At 69.9% G+C, this 18,032-nt stretch carries 15 protein-coding genes; 5 read left to right on the top strand and 10 right to left on the bottom strand.

Features of this window, described 5'->3' with window-relative positions; all coding sequences use genetic code 11:
- Positions 1-1,437 (top strand): right-handed parallel beta-helix repeat-containing protein (locus HG543_RS16260; RefSeq protein ID WP_169345688.1); only part of this gene is annotated, 1,437 nt, incomplete at its 5' end.
- Here the strand turns inward: HG543_RS16260 and HG543_RS16265 are convergent.
- Positions 1,406-4,033, bottom strand: coding sequence for a N,N-dimethylformamidase beta subunit family domain-containing protein (locus tag HG543_RS16265; protein WP_169345689.1), 2,628 nt, complete (start codon positions 4,031-4,033; stop codon positions 1,406-1,408). The genes HG543_RS16260 and HG543_RS16265 overlap by 32 nt on opposite strands.
- A gap of 130 nt (positions 4,034-4,163) precedes the next feature.
- The gene (locus tag HG543_RS16270) at positions 4,164-5,357 is read right to left on the bottom strand and encodes an aspartate kinase (protein WP_169345690.1); all 1,194 of its coding nucleotides are present in this window, start codon (positions 5,355-5,357) and stop codon (positions 4,164-4,166) included.
- 230 nt (positions 5,358-5,587) lie between these two features.
- Here HG543_RS16270 and HG543_RS16275 point away from each other — a divergent pair, with 230 nt between their 5' ends.
- The 4 genes from HG543_RS16275 to HG543_RS16290 are packed head-to-tail and all read left to right on the top strand — an operon-like array spanning position 5,588 to position 10,249.
- A complete protein-coding gene (locus tag HG543_RS16275) occupies positions 5,588-6,310 on the top strand; it encodes an ABC transporter ATP-binding protein (protein ID WP_169345720.1) in 723 nt (240 codons plus the stop codon).
- A 22-nt stretch (positions 6,311-6,332) separates the two neighbouring features.
- The gene (locus tag HG543_RS16280; protein WP_169345691.1) at positions 6,333-7,136 is read left to right on the top strand and encodes an ABC transporter permease; all 804 of its coding nucleotides are present in this window, start codon (positions 6,333-6,335) and stop codon (positions 7,134-7,136) included.
- A gap of 6 nt (positions 7,137-7,142) precedes the next feature.
- Complete coding sequence (locus HG543_RS57145; protein ID WP_169345692.1) at positions 7,143-8,714, top strand: GldG family protein; 1,572 nt, start codon at positions 7,143-7,145, stop codon at positions 8,712-8,714.
- Positions 8,711-10,249, top strand: coding sequence for a DUF4340 domain-containing protein (locus HG543_RS16290; RefSeq protein WP_169345693.1), 1,539 nt, complete (start codon positions 8,711-8,713; stop codon positions 10,247-10,249). The genes HG543_RS57145 and HG543_RS16290 overlap by 4 nt, the downstream gene beginning before the upstream one ends.
- A gap of 19 nt (positions 10,250-10,268) precedes the next feature.
- On the opposite strand, the gene HG543_RS16295 is transcribed toward HG543_RS16290, so the two are convergent.
- The 8 genes from HG543_RS16295 to HG543_RS16330 form a co-directional block, all read right to left on the bottom strand.
- Complete coding sequence (locus tag HG543_RS16295) at positions 10,269-11,291, bottom strand: hypothetical protein (RefSeq protein WP_169345694.1); 1,023 nt, start codon at positions 11,289-11,291, stop codon at positions 10,269-10,271.
- A gap of 43 nt (positions 11,292-11,334) precedes the next feature.
- Positions 11,335-11,727 carry an SET domain-containing protein gene (locus HG543_RS16300; RefSeq protein WP_169345695.1) on the bottom strand — a complete coding sequence of 131 codons (393 nt, stop codon included), beginning with the start codon at positions 11,725-11,727 and terminating at the stop codon, positions 11,335-11,337.
- 135 nt (positions 11,728-11,862) lie between these two features.
- On the bottom strand, positions 11,863-13,161 hold the full coding sequence (locus tag HG543_RS16305) for a phthiocerol/phthiodiolone dimycocerosyl transferase family protein (RefSeq protein ID WP_169345696.1): 1,299 nt from the start codon (positions 13,159-13,161) through the stop codon (positions 11,863-11,865).
- A 119-nt stretch (positions 13,162-13,280) separates the two neighbouring features.
- A complete protein-coding gene (locus HG543_RS16310) occupies positions 13,281-14,759 on the bottom strand; it encodes a DUF2252 domain-containing protein (RefSeq protein WP_211193965.1) in 1,479 nt (492 codons plus the stop codon).
- Between the two features lie 91 nt (positions 14,760-14,850).
- Positions 14,851-15,171 (bottom strand): hypothetical protein, encoded by a 321-nt coding sequence (locus HG543_RS16315; RefSeq protein WP_169345697.1) that lies wholly within the window; start codon positions 15,169-15,171, stop codon positions 14,851-14,853.
- Positions 15,172-15,173: 2 nt separating this feature from the next.
- On the bottom strand, positions 15,174-16,097 hold the full coding sequence (locus HG543_RS16320) for a lipase family protein (protein ID WP_169345698.1): 924 nt from the start codon (positions 16,095-16,097) through the stop codon (positions 15,174-15,176).
- 386 nt (positions 16,098-16,483) lie between these two features.
- Positions 16,484-17,188: a metallophosphoesterase family protein gene (locus tag HG543_RS16325; RefSeq protein WP_169345723.1), complete on the bottom strand. Its 705-nt coding sequence runs from the start codon at positions 17,186-17,188 to the stop codon at positions 16,484-16,486.
- Positions 17,172-18,029 (bottom strand): nucleotidyltransferase, encoded by an 858-nt coding sequence (locus HG543_RS16330; protein ID WP_371876502.1) that lies wholly within the window; start codon positions 18,027-18,029, stop codon positions 17,172-17,174. The genes HG543_RS16325 and HG543_RS16330 overlap by 17 nt, the downstream gene beginning before the upstream one ends.
- Positions 18,030-18,032: the final 3 nt, after the last annotated feature.

The raw sequence follows: 18,032 nt of genomic DNA on the forward strand, positions 1-18,032 counted from the left end.
CCCGTTCCCTCCCCCGCGCCGCCTCCCGTCGAGGAGCCGCCCCCGCCGAAGTACTCGCGCGAGTGGTTCGTCAGCCCCACCGGCAGCGACACGGCGCCCGGCACGCGCGAGAAGCCGCTGCGCACCATCTCCAAGGCCCTGTCGCTGGTGGGCCCGGGTGAAATCGTCCGCGTCCAGAAGGGCACCTACGCGGAGAAACTGGAACTGGACGCCAGCGTGAAGGCCGGCACCGCCACCGCCCTCATCACCCTGCGCGGCGAGGGCAAGCCCAAGCTCGTCCCCACCTCCAGCGGCTGGTTCATGGTCCGCGTGCAGCGGCCCCACTGGCGCATCGAGGGCTTCGAGATGGACGTCCGCGGCCAGCGACAGGTCGCCGTGACGTTCTCCGGCAACACCGAGGGCACCGTGCTCGCGGGCAATGAATTGCACAACGGCACCTTCGGCAGCGGCATCAGCACGGACAACAGCGCGCGGGGCGTCACCATCGAGGGCAATCACATCCACGACTTCGCCCGCGGCTCCGTCGACTCCCATGGCGTGGTCATCGCCCCCACGTCCCGGGACATCACCGTGCGCGGCAATGACATCCATGACAACTCGGGGGACTCCGTGCAGTGCCTGGGACCGGAGGGCTTCAGCAACGCCACGCCCGCGCGCGGGGTGCTCATCGAAAACAATCACATGTATGACAACCGCGAGAACGCGGTGGACATCAAGACGTGTCACGACGTCACCGTGCGCGGCAACCGCATGCACGGCTTCACGAAGTCCTCCACCTCGCGCGGCGAGGCGCTGGTGGTGCACTACTCCGCGAAGAACGTCATCGTGGAGGACAACGACGTCTCCAATTCCTCCCTGGGCATCGCCGTGGGCGGCAACCGCGTGGGCGCGCCGCCCACCAACGTCTCCGTGCGCCGCAACCGCATCCACGGGCTGAAGACGCCCGAGGGCTCCGGCATCCGCATCGAGAACGGCGTCGACGTGCGCGTGCTGCACAACACCGTCACGGGGACGAACGGCTTCGCGCTCGTCATCGGCCATGGCACGGGGGGCGCTTCCTCCAACGTGGCGGTGCGCAACAACCTCTTCGCCACCCGCAACGCCGTCAGCCTCGGGCCCCTCGCTCCGGGCCTGAAGCTGGAATCCAACCTCTATCTGCCGGGCGCGGGCTTCAACACGGGCAACTTCCTCGTCCCCTCTTCCACCTGGGTGGGCGGCACGCTCGCCGCGTGGCAGGCGGCGGGCCGCGACACCGGCTCGACGGAGAGCGCCAGCGCCCTGGCCGACGCGGCCGAGCTGACGCCCGGCCCGGACGCGGTGGACCAGGGCATGGACCTGGGCCTGCCCTACTGCGGCACCGCGCCGGACGTGGGCGCGGTGGAAGCCGATTGCCCCGCGCAGGCGGCTAGTGCCGCTCGGGCCGACCACATGGAGTGACGGAGCGCACCAGCCCGTTGCCAGCGTCCGCCACGTAGAGGCTGCCATCGGGCCCCACCGCCAGGCCGGCCGGGAGGACGAAGTCCGCGTCCTCCCCCGGCCCGTCGCGGTGCCCGTAGCGCCCGCTGCCGGCCATCGTCGTCACCACCCTCGCGCGGCCGTCCTCCTCGAAGAGGATGCGCCGCACGCGGTAGTTGCCCGGGTCCGACACCGCCAGCGAGCCGTCCTTCAGCACCGCGATGCCCAGGTACGGCAGGAACAGCGCGCTCTCCGGCTTGCCGTCCTGGAAGCCATGGATGCTGCTGCCCGCCACCACCGAGGTGACGCCGCCGCGGACGCGCACCACGCGCGTCATGCCCGTCTCCACCACGTAGAGCGTGTCACCGTCGGGCGCCACCGCCACCGCGGAAGGCCGGTACATCCACTCGCCCTGCAGCGTCGTCACCGGATTGCCCGGGGCCTCCAGGTCGATGCGGCGAATCACTCCGTTGTTCATGTCCGCCACCAGCAGCGCCTTGCCGTCCGGCGTGAGCGTCAGGCCCGCGGGCTGGTCGAAGGCCGCCTCCTTCGCCGGCCCGTCCTTCTGGCCCGGCGTGCCTCCGGCGAACACCTCCGCCTTCCCGTCCACGGGGATGCGGCGGATGACGTACGTGTCCGTGTCCGACACGTAGATGTTGCCCGCGGCGTCCGCGGCGATGCCCATGGGCCCGTTGAGCCCCGTCAGGACCGTGCTCACGGTGCCGTCCGGCGACACGCGCTTCACCGCGTTGGCCTGCGCGTCCGCCACGGCCCAGCCGCCGTCCGGCATCACCGTCACCGCCACCGGCGCGCCGAGCGCGTCCGCGGCCACCGGGGTCCACGCGCGCGGCCGCTGTCCGGGCTTCCCCGCCACGGTGCGCACGCCCGGAGAGAAGGGCCCCTGCGGCTGCGCCACGTTCTTGCGCTGGAACTCCACCAGCGTCTCCGGCACCGGCCGGCCCAGGGCCTTGTAGAGGACGTTGGCCACGATGCGCGCGGCGCGCGGGTCCGCCATGTCCTCGGAGGCCAGCGTGCGCACGAAGTCGATGCCGCCCGAGGAGAAGACATACGCGTTGCCCTGCTTGCGCACCACCATGTGCCCGAAGCCGAAGGCTCCCTGCAGCGACAGGCCCGGAGACTCCGCCAGGATCTCCATGCCCTGCGGCGAGCGGCCGTTGTTGACGATCTGATCCAATTCGTAGCCGTTGGCCCGCCACAGCGTGTCACCGGCCTTCAGCCCCGTGCCCGCCAGCGCCCAGTGCTCGGGCGCGGTGATGACCATCGGGAAGCCGAACTGGTGCCACCGGCTGGAGAACTGCACGCCGAAGAGCGCGTTCTCCGGCCGCCCCATCGGGCCGTCGCGGAACTTCACCGTCCGCCGCGCGTCCTTGTGCGGGTCGTTCTGATGGCCCTTGTAGCAGGTGACGATGCGGCGCTGCCGCCCGTCCGCCGCCGGGTCCATCCGCACGTGCCAGTAGGCGTTGTTCGCGCCCAGGTTGATGAGCGAGCGCCCCTCCGCCACCGCGCGGTCCGCATGCTCGCGGTTGCGCAGGGACCAGTACTCGTCGTGCCCGGAGACGAAGAGCACCTTCGCCCCGGCCACGAAGTCGTAGCTCGCGTCGAAGTCCTCGTCGGTGAAGTAGCCCACGTCCAGGCCCTGCGCCTCCAGCCACTGCACGAGGCTCAGGTCGTCCTCCAGCAGGTGGCCCGTGCCCTGCTGCCGGTGGTACGGCCGGTCATAGGACGACTGGAAGGCGCGGCTCACGCCGTGCGGCTTCATCACTCCATCCTTGTCGTCGTAGAGGCTGGTGCCGCCCCACGTGTTGTAGGCGGCCCACGTCGCGGTGGGGATGAGCACCGCCACCTCCGCGCGCGGGTTGGCGTCGCGCACGAAGAAGGGCACGTAGCGGTGGTAGCGGTCCTCGCGCGCCAGCTTCACCACGTACACGCCGCGGACCCAGTCCTCCTTGACGGGAATCTCCAGGACGGGCGCCCAGGTGCAGGCCACCACGCCGGTGGCCGGGTCCGCCGAGCACGGCGCCTGCTTCACGCCCTGCACCGGTCCGCCGCGCGCCACCTCGCGTCCGCCCGCGCCGCCGTAGTAGCCCAGCCGGTACACCGTCCAGCGGAAGCTCTTCGCCTCGGAGACGGACACCGCCACGCGCAGCGTGTCGCCCTGCTTCAGCGTGGCCTCGAGCGCGTAGCCCTCAATCTCGTTGTTGTTGGCGACCCGCTCCTTCGCGTCGCGGTTGATGCGCCAGGCCGTCGTCCCCGGGCGCAGGTTCTCCTTGCGCACCGCGTCCGCGTCTCGCGAGGGCTGCGGCCCGGGCCCGGGTCCTCCGTCGGGCGTCTCGGGGCCGGCATCCGGCGCGCCCGGCCCGGCATCCGTTCCCGAGTCGAGGATGCCGGGGTGGTACCCGCCATCGCCGCCGTCATGGCCGTCATTCAGGGGCGGCTCGTCGTGCCGGTCCCCCATGTCCACATCCGGACGCTTGGGCGCCGACTCCTGACAGCCGCTCCAGGCGAGCAGGAGGGCCAGCCCACATGCCACGATTCCCCACCGGCGTCCCCGTGCCATCCCACCCTCCCTCCGCGGTGTTCAGGCACGGAGGGTAGGCACGACCCCGGAGGATGGAAGCTCCCTTCCACTCCAGGTAGGTGTGGGGCAACACTCCACCCACCCGTGGGCCCCAGCGTGGGCAACGGCGTTACCCGCCGAGCAACTCCTTGTGCACGCGCGCGGTCAGCGGCTTCAGGTGCGCCTTGTCCACCAGCAACGTCAGCTGCAGCGGCGACGTGTGGACGGCGTACACCCGCGCCCCCAGTTCCTCCGCGGCGACCAGCGCGCGCCGCAGCGGCGCCCAGTCCGCGTTCAGCCCCACGCCCACGCAGGTGACGGTGCCCAGGTCCTCGCGCCACGACACCGCGTCGCCGAAGCGCGTGGACAACTCCCGGCGCAGCGCCTCCGGCCCGTGGATGTCCGCCAGCGGCACGGCGATGGAGGTGTGCTTCGCGCCGCCCGGCGGCCCGTCGAAGCCCAGCGTCCGGCCCCGCACCCCACGCGCGTCGAGGAACTCCAGCAGCTCCTCCAGCCGCACCTGCTCACTGGCGGACAGCACCGCCATCTCCGGCTCGGCGGTGACTCCCTTCACCCGGTTGTCCGCGGGGCCGGCCAGCTCCTGCACCACGGTGCCGCTCCCCTGCCCGTGCGCCGTGCGGGCGAGGATGGCGATGCCCCGCGCCTTGGCCCACTCCACCGCCTGGGCGTTGAGCACCTTGGCCCCCGCGCTCGCCAGCTCCTGCATCTCGTCGTAGCTGAGCGACTCCAGCTTGCGCGCGTCCGGCACCACCCGCGGGTCCGCGCTGAAGACGCCGTCCACGTCGGAGTAGATTTCACACGCCTCCGCGTCCAGCGCCGCCGCCAGCGCCACCGCCGTGGTGTCCGAGCCCCCGCGCCCCAGCGTGGTGACCTCCTTCTTGTAGGACACCCCCTGGTACCCGGCGACGATGACCACCTTCCCCCGCGCCAGCTCGTCGTGGATGCGGTAGGGCCGCACCTCCACGATGCGCGCCTGCGCGTGCGCGTCGTTGGTGATGATGCCGCTCTGGCTGCCCGTGAAGCTGATGGCCGGCACGCCCATCTCCTGGAGCGCCATGGACAACAGCGCCATGGAGATGCGCTCGCCGCACGTCAGCAGCATGTCCAGCTCGCGCCGCGGCGGGTCCGCCGACACGCTCTTGGCCAGCGACAGCAGCTCGTCCGTGGTGTCGCCCATGGCGCTCACCACCACCACCACCTGGTAGCCCGCGTCTCGCTTGTCCTTCACGCGGCCGGCCACCCGGCGGATCTTCTCCACGTCGGCGACCGAGGAGCCGCCGTACTTCTGCACCACGATTGGCATAGACGCCCCACTACCCCTGTTCGGCGTGTCCGGAAAGCCGCACGGAATGGCGTTCATGCAGGACTTCGGCCAGCCTGGAAAGGGCCGCCCGCCCGAAGGGGGCTCGCCTTGACAGCCCGAAGCGGGTTTTCCTTATATTCCACGCGCCTTTTTCCGAGGCCGTCCGGCGATCACGCTCAGCGGCCAGCGGCCCTGGTTGATCGCTTCTTCACGGGAGCCTTCCCATGCCGATGATCGAGGTACAGCACCTCACCAAGCGCTACCGGGACCGGGTGGCCGTGGAGGACCTCACCTTCCAGGTCGAAGAGGGTGAGATTCTCGGCTTCCTCGGGCCCAACGGCGCGGGCAAGTCCACCACGATGAAGATCCTCACCGGGTTCCTTCCGCCGTCGGAAGGCACCGCCCGGGTGGGAGGCTTCGACGTCTTCGAGCAGCCGCTGGAGGTGAAGCGGCGCATCGGCTACCTGCCGGAGACGCCGCCGCTCTACCCGGAGATGACGGTGCGGGGGTACCTCCAGTTCGTCGGCTCGCTGAAGGGGCTGCCGGGCCGAGGCCTCAAGGCCGAGGTGGAGCGGGTGGCCGGCCTCACCGGCGTGACGCACGTCATGGACCGCGTCATCCAGAACCTCTCCAAGGGCTACAAGCAGCGCGTCGGCATCGCCCAGGCGCTGCTCGGCTCGCCGCCGGTCCTCATCCTCGACGAGCCCACTGAAGGCCTGGACCCCACGCAGCGCGCCGAGGTGCGCGCGCTCATCAAGAGCCTGGCCGGCAAGCACACCGTCATCCTCTCCACGCACATCCTCCCGGAGGTGACGGTGACGTGCGAGAAGGTGCTCATCATCAACCAGGGGAAGATTGTCGCCTACGACGAGATCCGCAAGCTGGCCCATCTGCACGGCCAGGCGGAGAACGTGTCGTTGGAAGAAATCTTCATCAAGCTGACCGCCGCCTGAGCGGCCCCACGAGGAACCCGTCATGCGTACCGCCCTGGCGATTGCCCGCAAGGAGCTGTCCATCTACTTCACCACCCCGTGGGCCTACGCGGTCTTCACGGCGATGGTGGCGCTGTCGTCGTTCTTCTTCGTCGGCCTGCTGCAGCAGTTCAAGCAGGTGCAGGACATGGCCCGCCTCATGGGGTGGGACCACATGCCGCCGGACTACAACGTCTACCGCAACCTCACGGACGGGGTGGTGGTGCAGCTGTGGGGCACCATCCTCATCATCACCCTCTTCGTCGCGCCCTTCCTCTCCATGCGGCTGTTCGCCGAGGAGAAGCGCAACAAGACGTTCGAATTGCTGATGACGGCGCCGGTGCGGCCCATCGAAATCGTGCTGGGCAAGTACCTGGGCGGCCTGGGCATCATCTCCGCCACGCTGGGGCTCACCATCGTCTTCCCGGTGCTGCTCTCCTCCTTCGGCCGCGCCGAGTCCGGCACCGCGCTGGAGTGGTCCACGGTGCTCCTGGGCTACGCGGGGCTGCTCGTGTGGGGCGCCACCTGCATGGCGGTGGGCATGTTCATCTCCTCGCTCACGGAGAGCCAGATGCTGGCGGCCCTGCTGACCTTCGTGGTGCTGCTGCCGTGGATGCTGCTGTCCGGGGTGGCGCAGTCCACGGAGGAGCCGCTGCGCTCGGTGCTGGCGTACCTGTCCTTCGACTCGCAGCTGCAGAACATGCTCAAGGGCGTGATGGACGTGCAGTCGATGGTGTTCTTCGCCTCCGTCATCCTCTTCTCTCTGCTGCTCACCCACCGCACGGTGGAAGCGCAGCGCTGGGCCTGAACCGCCATGAAAGCGACCAACATCGGAAAGGTGCTGGGGGCCTTCGGACTCCTGCTCCTGCTGTCGAGTCCCTTCACGCTGTTCTTCACCTCGGGCAGCCCCGTTGCCACCGCCGTGAAGGCGGGCGCCGGCCTGCTGCTGCTGGGCGCGTACCTCGCCACCAACTTCAAGCAGTTCGGCCAGTTCGCGTCGAGCCGGTCGAGCTTCTTCTTCACCACCACCGTGCTCACCGGGCTCGTCGTGCTGGGCGGTCTGGTGGCGGTCAACTACATCGCCCACAAGAAGAACAAGCGGTGGGATTTGACGAAGGAGAAGATCTACACGCTGGCGCCGCAGACGACGGCCACGCTGCGCGCGATGCCGGACAAGGTGCGCGCCATCGGCTTCATCCCGCCCACGCACACGTACTACGGGCTCCTGGATGAGCTGTTCCAGCGCTACCACGCGGAGGCGCCGGAGAAGTTCGAGTACTCCTTCAAGGACCCGCGCCGCCATCCGGACCTGGCGGCGAAGTACCAGCTCAAGGAAGGGCAGACGACGGTGGTGCTGGTGCGCGGCGAGGGCGAGAGCGCGTCGCACACCACGCTCAACACCCTGTCCGAGCAGGAGTTGACCAACGCGCTCATCAAGCTGGCGACGGTGGGCCTGCAGAAGGTCTACTTCGTCACCGGCCATGGCGAGTGGCCGCTGGAGAAGTCCCAGGCGTCCCCCACGGACCCGGGAGCGAGCCTGTCCGAGCTGACGCAGCAGCTCAAGCAGGAGGGCTACAGCCCGGAGTTGCTGCACCTCGTGGGCCGCACGGAGGTGCCGATGGACGCGTCGCTCGTCATCATCGCGGGCGCGCGCACGCCCTTCGCGAAGCCGGAGGTGGAGGTGCTCCAGAAGTACCTCGCCTCCGGTGGGCGGATGCTCTACTTCGCGGACGCGGGGCTGGAGGACGGCCTGGACGCGCTGCTGGCCGAGTACGGCGTGCAGGTGGATGACGGCATCGCCGCGGACTCGCAGTTCAACAGCGGCAACCCCTACGTCATCCTCTCGCTCTTCTACGGCGAGCACGAGATTGGCAAGCCGCTGCGGGCGCGCGGGCTGAACGTGGAGATTCCCACCCCGCGCAGCCTGTCCGCGCTGCGGGGCAACCTGGCGCCGGGCGTGAAGGTGGAGCCGGTGGTGCTCACCTCGCAGTACGGCTGGGTGGAGACGAAGCCCGAGGAGAACGCCATGCCCTCCGACGGCGAGAAGACGGGCCAGCTCACGCTGGTGGTGGCCGCCACGCGCGACTCGCTCCAAGCCGAGAACAAGCGCTTCGACCAGGCACGGCTGGTGGTGATGGGTGACTCCGAGCTGCTCCTGGACCCGAACTGGGGCCACGAGCCCAACCGCAACCTGGTGATGAACGCGCTGGGGTGGGCGTCCAACCAGGTGCAGAAGATCACCATCCGCCCGCCGGACCGCGAGGTGTCCACGCTGGAGCTGGACGAGGCGGCCATGGACGGCATCCGCTTCGTCTCCACGGACCTGCTGCCCCTGTCCCTGCTGGGCATGGGGCTGGCCATCTGGCTGTCGAGGCGCAACAAGTGAACCAGAAGAGCAAGAACCTGGTGACGCTGCTCGCCCTTACCGTGGGCGTGGGAGGGCTGGGGCTCTACGCGTGGTACGGCGTGAAGGAGCCGGACGCGCGAGAGACCGAGCGCAAGGAGGTGTCCGAGAAGCTCTTCGCCGCGCACGAGGCCGGCGAGAAGGGCTCGGACGGTGGCGCGCCTCCGGCCCCCGTCTTCACGCGGCTGACGCTGAAGTCGCGCGGCGTCACCACGGAGCTGGCGCGAGAGAAGGACGGCACCTGGAAGGTCACCGCCCCGGTGTCCACCGGCGCGGAGCAGGCCGCGGTGGAGTCCATCACCAGCGCCCTGGCTTCGGCGAAGTTCACCTCCACCGTGGAGGAGTCCCCCACGGACGCGGACCTGGAGAAGTACGGCCTGAAGACGCCGTCCTTCTCCGTGGTGGCCCAGGCCTGGGTGCCGGACGCGAATGGCGGCGGCGCGGAGGACCCGGCGCGCCAGCGCACGGTGACGCTGCACGGTGGCATCGAGAACCCCTTCGACGGCTCCGTGTACGTGCGCCGCGAGGGAGACCCGAAGGTGTACGCCGCGCCGGGCTCGGTGCGCTGGTCTCTGGACAAGGACGCCTTCGCGCTGCGCTCCAAGGAGTTCCTCGGGACGCTGGAGGAGCCCTCGCTCACGAGCATCGAGGTGAAGGCGAAGACGAACGCGTACCGCCTGGAGCGGGACACGGGCGGCACCGGCTGGCGGCTGGTGCGGCCGGTGAACGTGCGCGCCGACGAGGTGCGGGTGGCGGACCTGCTGATGGGGCTGAAGGAGCAGCGGGCCATGTCCTTCCCCGAGGACACGCCGGAGATGCGTAGGAAGCTGGGCCTGGAGACGCCTGCGGTGGACGCGCTCTTCACGCCGGGCGTCGGCGAGCCGGTGCGCGTGCGCATGTCTCAGGTGACGGAGGACGGCGTCACGAAGGTGTACGCGCTGCGCGAGCAGGGCTCGCGGGCGCTGCTGGGCGAGGTGTACGAGCATGCGCTGGCGGTGCTCGACCTGGGCGTGGCGGAGCTGAAGGACAAGCGCGTGCTGGCGTTCCGCCGCGAGGACGTGCAGCGCGTGGTGTTCCACCCCGGCGGCGGCGCGCCCCCCATCACCGTGGTGAACGTGGCCGGCGCCAACGGCGGCGCGGGGACGTGGGAGGTGGAGTCCCCGACGCGCGGCAAGGCGCAGCACTTCAAGGTGCTGTCGCTGCTGGGCTCGCTGGACACCTTCAAGGCCACGGGCTTCGCTGGGACGGCGCCGAGGAACTGGGCGAAGTACGGCATCTCCGACGCGTCCCGGGGCGCGGTGCTGCAGGGCGCGGACGGCAAGGAGCTGGCGCGGCTGTGGCTGGGGGACGAGGTGAAGGACAAGGCTGGCACGCTGTACGCGCGCGGCTCCGGGCCGGACGTGCTGGAGGTGTCCGTCGGCTGGGTGCAGCTGCCCACGAAGCCGGAGGACCTGCTGGAGCTTCCGCCCTCCGCGGAGGACGCGGGCACGCCGGCCACCGCGGCGCCCACGCCCTGAAAACCGGCCCCGGCGTGCTTCAGGGCACGCCCATCCCCTTCCGCACCTGACACGCGTAGGACAGGGCCGGCGGCTTCGTCGGCCTGCACGAGAGCAGCGGCGAGGTGGGCGCGCCCGCGTCGAGCGGCCGGGGCTCCTTCGCCAGCTCGCAGGCCGTCTCCGTCGGCGAGTGCCATTCGCAGGTGGCGGCGCTCATGGACTCCCGGGGGAGCCACGTCACCTCGCGGCTCTTCTCCTCGTCGCAGACCTCCTCGGCGGGCCCCGGATTGACGCACTGGAGCGCCGGCACGTTCCTCCGCGCGCGGGGCGCCGGCACGAGCTTCTCGCACCACCGCCGCGTCACCCGCTGGCGGCAGGCCTCGTTCGTACCGTTGTAGGGGGTCTGCACCAGCTCGAACGGGCGCCCATCCCGGGAGAGGCCCACCGCCGTCAGCCGGGTGGGGTCTTCGTGGTCGGAATACCCGCTGACCCAGAAGGGCTTCCCCGTCTTCAGCGCGCTCTCGGCGTCCTTGTTCCCAACCTCCTTGTCGCCGAGTTCTTCCGCCACCGTGTCGAGGTCGCAGGGCTCACAGCGGACGCTCTGCCGCTGGAGCGCGACGGGGACGGAGGGCAGCACTCCCGTCCGGAGCCAGTCGAGCTCGACGTCACTCTTGAAAGCGGGCCGCGTGCGCGAGCAGATGGTGGACACCGGCTGTCCGTCGTAGTCGTTCACGTAGACGAGGAACTCGTCTCCCTCGGTGAAGGGGTACTCGCAGCTCGCCGTGGGGCCGCTGGGCAGAACCAACGAGCCTCCGGGCTTGCCCTTGAAGACCTCGAGGACCTCGAGCCGGGCCTCCCAGTCCGTCTTCACGCCCAGGTACGACAGCAGCTTCAGACGCGGGCCCACGGACTTCACGCGCCCGTGGAAGACCATGTCGGAGTCGGAGAGGGCGTCACGCAGCGCCTCGTGCAGGTCCGGCGAGCCGCGCACGCAGCTACAGGCATCGGCGGGCGTGGGCAGCGTGAGCACCGCGCACGCCAGCAGGAAGATGAAGGCCTTCATCTCCGGGAGCGTAACCCGAAGTCAGGGAGGCATTGGACCGGGCTCACATCCGCTCGGGCTCGATGATGCCCGCGAACGGCTCCCAGCTGTCCTCCATGGTGACGTAGTCGTCGGTGAGTTCCTCGCCCTCGGCGATGTCCCGCAGCGCGAGCGTGTACTGCCGCGTCGGGTCGTTGCCGCAGTTCGGCTTGGGCGAGTGGTTCATGAAGCGCGCGTGGTCTCCGCACAGCACCAGCGTGCCCCGGTCGCTGTAGGCGTAGCGGGACAGGAAGGTCTTCATCACCGGAGGCATCTTCGAGACGTCTTCCGGGGTGAATCGCTGGTCCAAGGGCGGGTCGAAGCCCCACACCACCGTGCCCTTCGGAATGGACTGGCCCGCGAACAGGCCGATGCCGTGGATGCCGGACTGAGCGATGTACGTCTTCACACGCAGCATAGGGTGTAGGTGTCCCCGACCGTGGTGCTCCGAGACTCCGGCATCTTCCAGCCCACGGCCTCTGTACACGAGGTATTTACGCCCGCCCCGAGACGGAAGGCCATTTCCACACACTCGTCACGGGTGGGTGGGCCGCTACCTCGCCAGGGACGCCCGAAGCCGGTGGGCGACGGAGTCCAGCCAGGCCCGCGCCACCTCGGGGCGCAGCAGGGGCTGAGCGAAGCCCAGGTGGATGTAGAGCTCGTCCCGATACGTGTACGCGTGGACGACCCACAGGGGACCGAAGCCGCGGATGGCGGGAGTGAACTGGATTTCCCTCAGCGTCAGCGGGCCGAAGTGGTCGGCCACCTGGAAGGTGCCCATGTTGGAGAACGACAGCACCATGGCCGGGGGCTTCTCCTTCTCGAAGAAGCTCAGCCGCATCTTCGCCAGGTGGGGCGTGGTGTAGTGGAGCTGGCTGGCCAGCGCGTCCTCGATGTTCGACTTCGTCGCGCGCGCGAGCTCCCAGAACGTCCCCTTCGCGTCCACCGCGTTGACGAACATGCCGGTGCCGAAGGCGAAGGCCAGGTGGGACGGGTCCGCGAACTCGGACTGGATGGCGTTGCGGTAGCTGAGCGGTGAGAGCCAGGCGAGGTTCATCGGCCCCTCCCCCGGCAGGCCCTCGCGGATGGTGAGCAGCATGGCCGCCGCGAGCGCCGCGGTGACGGAGCTGCGCTCCTCGCGCGCCCGCTCCACCAGCGGCGCCAGCACGTCCACCGGCAGCCGGAGGTGCTCGAAGCTCGACTGCTGCTGCTCCACCGGCGCGAACTCGGTGATGGGCATGGGCCGGGGCTTCTTCGTCATCATCGTGCCCATCATGTGCGCCATGAAGCGGGCCTTCTTGAGCCCCAGCGCCAGCCCCTTCAAGGGGAGCAGCTCCGTGGTGGGCGGCGAGATGGGCCGGGCCGCCACCGGCGCGGGCTCCTTCCCCGCCGCCAGCTCACCGCACAGCTCCATCAGGCGGCCGTACACGCGCATCATCGCCGCCGCGTCCATGATGCCGTGGTGCGACTTGATGACCACGTCATGCAGCGCGGTGCCGGCCCCGGCCGGGACGTAGCTGACGCGCATCAGCCCCTCCGACGAGGCGAGTGACGCGTTGAGTTCCTCGCGTATCACCTCGCGCCACTGGTCCGGCCCGGTGCGCTCCACCTGCCGCGCGGGAATCCGCAGGTTGGGGTCCACCTCGTAGTGCAGGCGGCCCTCCACGGAGGTGATGCGCGCCTGGAGCAGCGTGTGCTCCTGCTGGAGCAGCCGCAGCGCCCGCTGGACGATGGCGAAGGTGAGCGGCCCTTCCAACCGCAAGCACAGCTGCATCTGCAGGGCGCCGCTCAGCCGGCGGTTGTAGTACTCGAACTCCTCCTCGTTGGGGCTCAGGGCCCGTGCCACGCTCATGAGGGTTCTCCAGGGTGTTCGGCTTGGGCCTGAATCCCGTCACAGGGCCGTCGGGAGGACAAGCCGCCAGCGGGTAGGGCCGCCGCGGTCCGGTTGTGAGACCTGGCGGCTTGCGCGGCTCAGTGCACCAGCGCCTCATCCACCAGGGAGTCCTGCGCGTCGATGAAGCGGGCGTAGTCCTCGTCCACCTGGTCCGCGTAGGCGCAGGCGAAGTCGGCGAGCGCCTCGTCGAAGCAGGTGCCGCCGCCGAGGTAGCCGGCGATGGCGGCGGCATCCCCGGTGCGCGCGTGGGCCCGGGCCAGGGTGGCGCCACAGGACTCGGCGTATTCGAGGAACAGGTCGGGCGCCATCTTCTCCACGTCGAGCGCGCCCTTCATGTCGCGCAGTTGCCGGACGTAGAAGGCGCCCATGCCCTCCACCTCGGTCCACCCGAGGAACAGGTCGGAGAAGGCCTGCATGCGTCGCTGTCCCACGACGACGCGCTCACCGGGGCTGCGGACGCCGCTCGGGCCGAGGTAGGGCTCCAGCACGGAGGGCTGCGCCTCCTTGACCTGGAGCACCAGCGGGTCGTCCTCGCCGTTGCCCTGGCACAGCACGACGTAGGCCTGGAGCCCCACGCTGCCCACGCCCACCACCTTGAAGCCCCACTCGCGCTGGCGGTAGCGCAGGCAGAGGTCGCGCATGGCGCCGTCCAGCGAGGACAGGTAGCCCGCGGCCAGCCGCCGCATCCGCCGGCGCAGCTCCCCCACGGAGATGCCCATCTTCACCGCGGCGAGCGGAAAGAGCAGCGGAGGTTGGTACGCGAGGTGCCTGCGTCCGCCGCGCTCCACGGTGAGCTTCTCCACGGCGTGCGCGCTGGTGTGGCGGCGGGCCTTCTCCACGGCCTCTTCCGCCAGTCCGGCGCGGTCCTGACAGTCGCGCACGAGCTGCTTCGCGTCCACGGCCCGGGACCACACCTCCAGGAGTCCGCACGGGGCCAGCTCGCGCATCATCCGCCGGTAGGCCTTCACGGCCCTGCGGGCCGCCTTCTTGCCGCAGCCGCGGCCGAGCCCGTTCCGCCGCGCGGCGACCACGCAGCTCGCCGCCAGCCGCTTCACGTCCCACTCGAAGGGGCCGGGCAGCGTCTCGTCGAAGTCGTTGAGGTCGAAGATGAGCCGGCGCTCGGGGGTGGCGAAGAGGCCGAAGTTGGCCAGGTGCGCGTCACCGCAGAGCTGGGTGCGCAGGCCGCACACCGGCGTCCGCGACAGGTCTCTCGCCATGACGAAGGGCGTGCCTCGGAGGAAGGCGAAGCTCGACTGCGACATGCGCTCGTGGCGCACGGGGACGAGCCAGGGCAGCCGCGTCGCGTCCGAGCGGCGGAGCTGCTCCAGGGGCTCGCGTCCCTCGGAGGGCTTCCACTCCGCGTGGGCGCTCCGGGGGCAGTGCTTGCGCAGCGCGCGGCCCATGGCCATGCGCTCGTCGACGCTCCGGAAGTCACCGCGGGCCAGCAGCGAGGGCCTCTGGCCCCGGGGCGTTCGGCGCACGCGCTGGTGTCGCTCGGCGGAGACCAGGGGGACCTTCGCGGCCCCCAGCTCGGCGGATGGGTCCTGCGAATCCATGGTGCTCGCTCCCACGAGCAACGTGGGGTTGGACGGGACGGTTCGGAAGCACCCGGCCCGGGAAGCGCCGCCCGCCTGCCCGCCCTTCGCGCTACCGCGTGGAGGACGGCAGCGGCGCGGGAGGTGGCACGTCGCGAATGCGCGCCTCGCCCGAGCGCTGCTCCACCACGTCGAGCGCGACATCCACCGTCTTTCCGACCACGCGGTTCACCAGCCGGACCATGCCGTAGGAGACCGACAGGGTCAGGTCATGAAGCGCCTGGATGCGGCGGACGGGCGCGTCGAGCGGCCGTATCTTGCGCAGCAGCGCGAAGGGCACCGCCGCGGTGCGCCTGTGGACGCCCTCGACGGCCGTCGTGCCGTGCTCCACCACGTCCTGCACCAGGGACTTCAGCCCACGCCAGCGCTTCATCCTCATGGTGCCTCCTCGAACCACGTCCGAAGCCGGGCGTAGACCCGGGCATCGTGTGCCAGCGCGACATGATGGGTGCCCGTGAGCACCTGCACGTTCTCGGGCGGGACGAGCAGGTCGTGGCCCACGCGCCCCGCCCTGCCCGCGGCGCTCGCCATGGGGACCACGCCGTCGCCGAACAGCAGGGAGAGCAGGTGCCGCTCCTCGACGGCCAGCGCGCCCACCAGCAGGTGGTGTGAGATGCCGGGAAGCAACGGAATGGGATGACCGCGACTCTGGAGGGGCGCGCCCAGTTCCTTCACGCCGCTGCTGCGCAGGTCCGCCACGTCCGCGATGAGCAGGGTGTACGGATTCGGAATGTCGCGCAGCACCCGGGAGATGACGCGGCCCATCCGCTCCAATGGGCTGCCCAGGTGCGGCACGCCGATGTAGACGGCCCGACGGACTCGGGACAGCCACGCGTGGCCCGCCTCGGCGGCCACCTGACACGCGCTGCGCACCACGAGCCCGCCCATGCTGTAGCCCACCAGGACGAGCTCCTCGACGGGCACCGGGAACGCGGCGACGAGCTCCTCCAGCAGCCGCGCCAGGGACTCGCCGTTGTCGGAGATGCGCAGGCCTGTGTTGTAGCGGAGGTAGAGCGGCGTGAAGCCGTGGTCGCGCTCCAGCAGCGAGCCGTACGTCACCGCGGGCTCGCCGGGGAAGGACCAGACGGCCTCGGTGACCGCCAGCCCGTGCACCCAGAGCGCGAGCCGTCCTTTCGACCGGGGATATGCCCGCCGCAGCGACTCGCGCTCCACCTGGAGCGGACGCCCGTCGAGGAACAACTCCATGGGCGTGGCCAGCCCGTTGTCATTCCGGTGCAGGTAGTCCCCCACCACGCCGTTGAGGACGCCGAGGGCGAACTCCAGACGGCCTCCACCCACGCGTGGCGGTGGTGCGGCGTCAGTCGGGCTTTCCGGCGCGGAGGCCGGGACATCCATCGCTTCGATTGGGATCACGGAGGCCTCGCCGCACAACCTGACACAGCGCGGCATGAATCACCAGGAGCCGCTCGGGCGCATCCAGCAGATGGAGATCGTTCCTGTACACGGAGACCTGTCCGAGCTCGAACGCATCGCCGTCCACCAGCGGGCCCGAAATCACGACTGAAGCTCACCCAGGAGTTCGGATTGTCTGGGGCGCGTGGTTCCACCACGTCACCCTGCGCGGCAAGGTGGGCCGCATCAAGGTGAACAACGCGATTCACGACACCCTGGCTGGACGTCCTCGGACGGCTCCGCCAGGAGGGCCTGCTGGGCTGAGCGACCGCTCACACCTCCAGCAGCACGTACCGCTGCTCCGGGGTGTGCCTGGCCAAGAGCGGCATGGCCACGTTGTAGACCGGGATGCCGCTCTTCGTCTTCCCGTTGCGCGCGCCGTGGTGCGCGTGCCCGTGGAACACGGCCTCCGCGCCGTAGTGGTCGATGGGCATCGACAGCCGGCTCGTCCCGAGGAAGGGCCGAATCTCGATGTTCTCCCCGTCCAGCGTCTCCGGCACCGGGGAGTAGTGCATGATGACCACCTTCTTGTCCGTGTCGAGGTGGCTCAGCGCGGCCTCCAGCTTGAGGGACTCGGTCACGGCCTCCTGCACGAAGGCCTTCGTCTGTCCCTCGCCGAACGCCTGCAGCGTCGCGTTGCCGAAGCCGCCGCCGAAGCCCTTCACCCCCGCCACGCCCAGCACCTTCTCGAAGATGAAGTGGTCCCCATCAAGGATGTGGACACCCGCCTTCGCCAGCTCGCCACAGATTTCCTTCGCCTGGTTGTGCTCGTAGTCGTGGTTGCCCAGCACCGCCGCGCACGGCACCCGCAGCGCGGACAGCTCCTCCGCGAGCACCTTGCCTTCTTCAATCATTCCGCGGTCGGTGAGGTCCCCACACAGCACGAGCAGGTCCGCCGTGGCGTTCACCTGCTTGACGAGCTGTCGGAAGCGTCCGTGGTGGTCCTCGCGGCAGTGCAGGTCACCGACTGCCGCCAGCCGAATTTTCGAGTTCGGGTCGCGCGCCACGCTCATCTCCCTGCTGTCTGTCGTTCTCGTCCCAGGCCCGCCCGTCGCCGAACCCCCAGTGGTGGATGTCCACGTGGTAGTTCACCCGCGAGATGAGGTTGCCGCGGCACAGCTTGTCCTCCCAGCGGCCCTCGCGGATGGTGTGCAGCGTGCGGCTCATCAACTCCGCCATCACCCAGTCCGGGATGAGGTCCCGCTCGGAGGGATAGGCGAAGCGGAACATCATCAGGTGGCTGAGCAGCACCTCCCAGTACCGGTCGAAGCGGCGCAGCAGCCGCTCCCAGTCCATGGCGGGGCCCGCCTTGAGGAGCAGGTGGTTGACGTCCGCGCCGTCATACCGCTCGCGTTCGTTGACGAACGCCTTGGACCAGATCATCTCCTCGGCGGGAGCGATGAGGCACTGGTGTCCGAAGATGTTGGACGTCTTCGCGTGCTCGAACCACTCGTCGTCCACTACCGCCACGCCGTTGCCGGACGAGAAGATGAAGTCGACGAAGTACTCGCCCTTGAAGGCCTTGTAGAGCCACACCTCGTCCGCGCGCTCGGTGCGCCAGCCGTCCTGTTCCAGGACCTCGAGCGCCCGCAGGGCGTCCCGCTTCCTGGGGAAGAGGTCCAGGTCCTTCGTGTCCCGGTAGATGCCGGTATAGGTGGCGTACGCGTAGGCGCCGCCCACCACGAAGGGCACCCCGGCCTCGTTCAGCAGGCCAATCGCCCGGGCACGGGCATTGATTTCGTCGGGCATGCGGTCGCGCTCGGCGAGCGCCGCATCCGTTCCCATCTCCCCGGGATGATTGGGGTGTCGCTTTTCCATGGG

This window comes from Pyxidicoccus fallax, assembly GCF_012933655.1.
In the GTDB taxonomy this organism is placed as follows: domain Bacteria; phylum Myxococcota; class Myxococcia; order Myxococcales; family Myxococcaceae; genus Myxococcus; species Myxococcus fallax.

Excerpts from the sequence above, each read along its gene's own strand:
- HG543_RS16280 (WP_169345691.1), top strand. The coding sequence starts at position 6,333 with ATGCGTACCGCCCTGGCGATTGCCCGCAAGGAGCTGTCCATCTACTTC.
- HG543_RS16315 (WP_169345697.1), bottom strand. The coding sequence starts at position 15,171 with ATGAAGCGCTGGCGTGGGCTGAAGTCCCTGGTGCAGGACGTGGTGGAG.
- HG543_RS57145 (WP_169345692.1), top strand. The coding sequence starts at position 7,143 with ATGAAAGCGACCAACATCGGAAAGGTGCTGGGGGCCTTCGGACTCCTG.
- HG543_RS16275 (WP_169345720.1), top strand. The coding sequence starts at position 5,588 with ATGATCGAGGTACAGCACCTCACCAAGCGCTACCGGGACCGGGTGGCC.
- HG543_RS16310 (WP_211193965.1), bottom strand. The coding sequence starts at position 14,759 with ATGGATTCGCAGGACCCATCCGCCGAGCTGGGGGCCGCGAAGGTCCCC.
- HG543_RS16300 (WP_169345695.1), bottom strand. The coding sequence starts at position 11,727 with ATGCTGCGTGTGAAGACGTACATCGCTCAGTCCGGCATCCACGGCATC.
- HG543_RS16295 (WP_169345694.1), bottom strand. The coding sequence starts at position 11,291 with ATGAAGGCCTTCATCTTCCTGCTGGCGTGCGCGGTGCTCACGCTGCCC.
- HG543_RS16305 (WP_169345696.1), bottom strand. The coding sequence starts at position 13,161 with ATGAGCGTGGCACGGGCCCTGAGCCCCAACGAGGAGGAGTTCGAGTAC.
- HG543_RS16270 (WP_169345690.1), bottom strand. The coding sequence starts at position 5,357 with ATGCCAATCGTGGTGCAGAAGTACGGCGGCTCCTCGGTCGCCGACGTG.
- HG543_RS16330 (WP_371876502.1), bottom strand. The coding sequence starts at position 18,029 with ATGGAAAAGCGACACCCCAATCATCCCGGGGAGATGGGAACGGATGCG.
- HG543_RS16265 (WP_169345689.1), bottom strand. The coding sequence starts at position 4,033 with ATGGCACGGGGACGCCGGTGGGGAATCGTGGCATGTGGGCTGGCCCTC.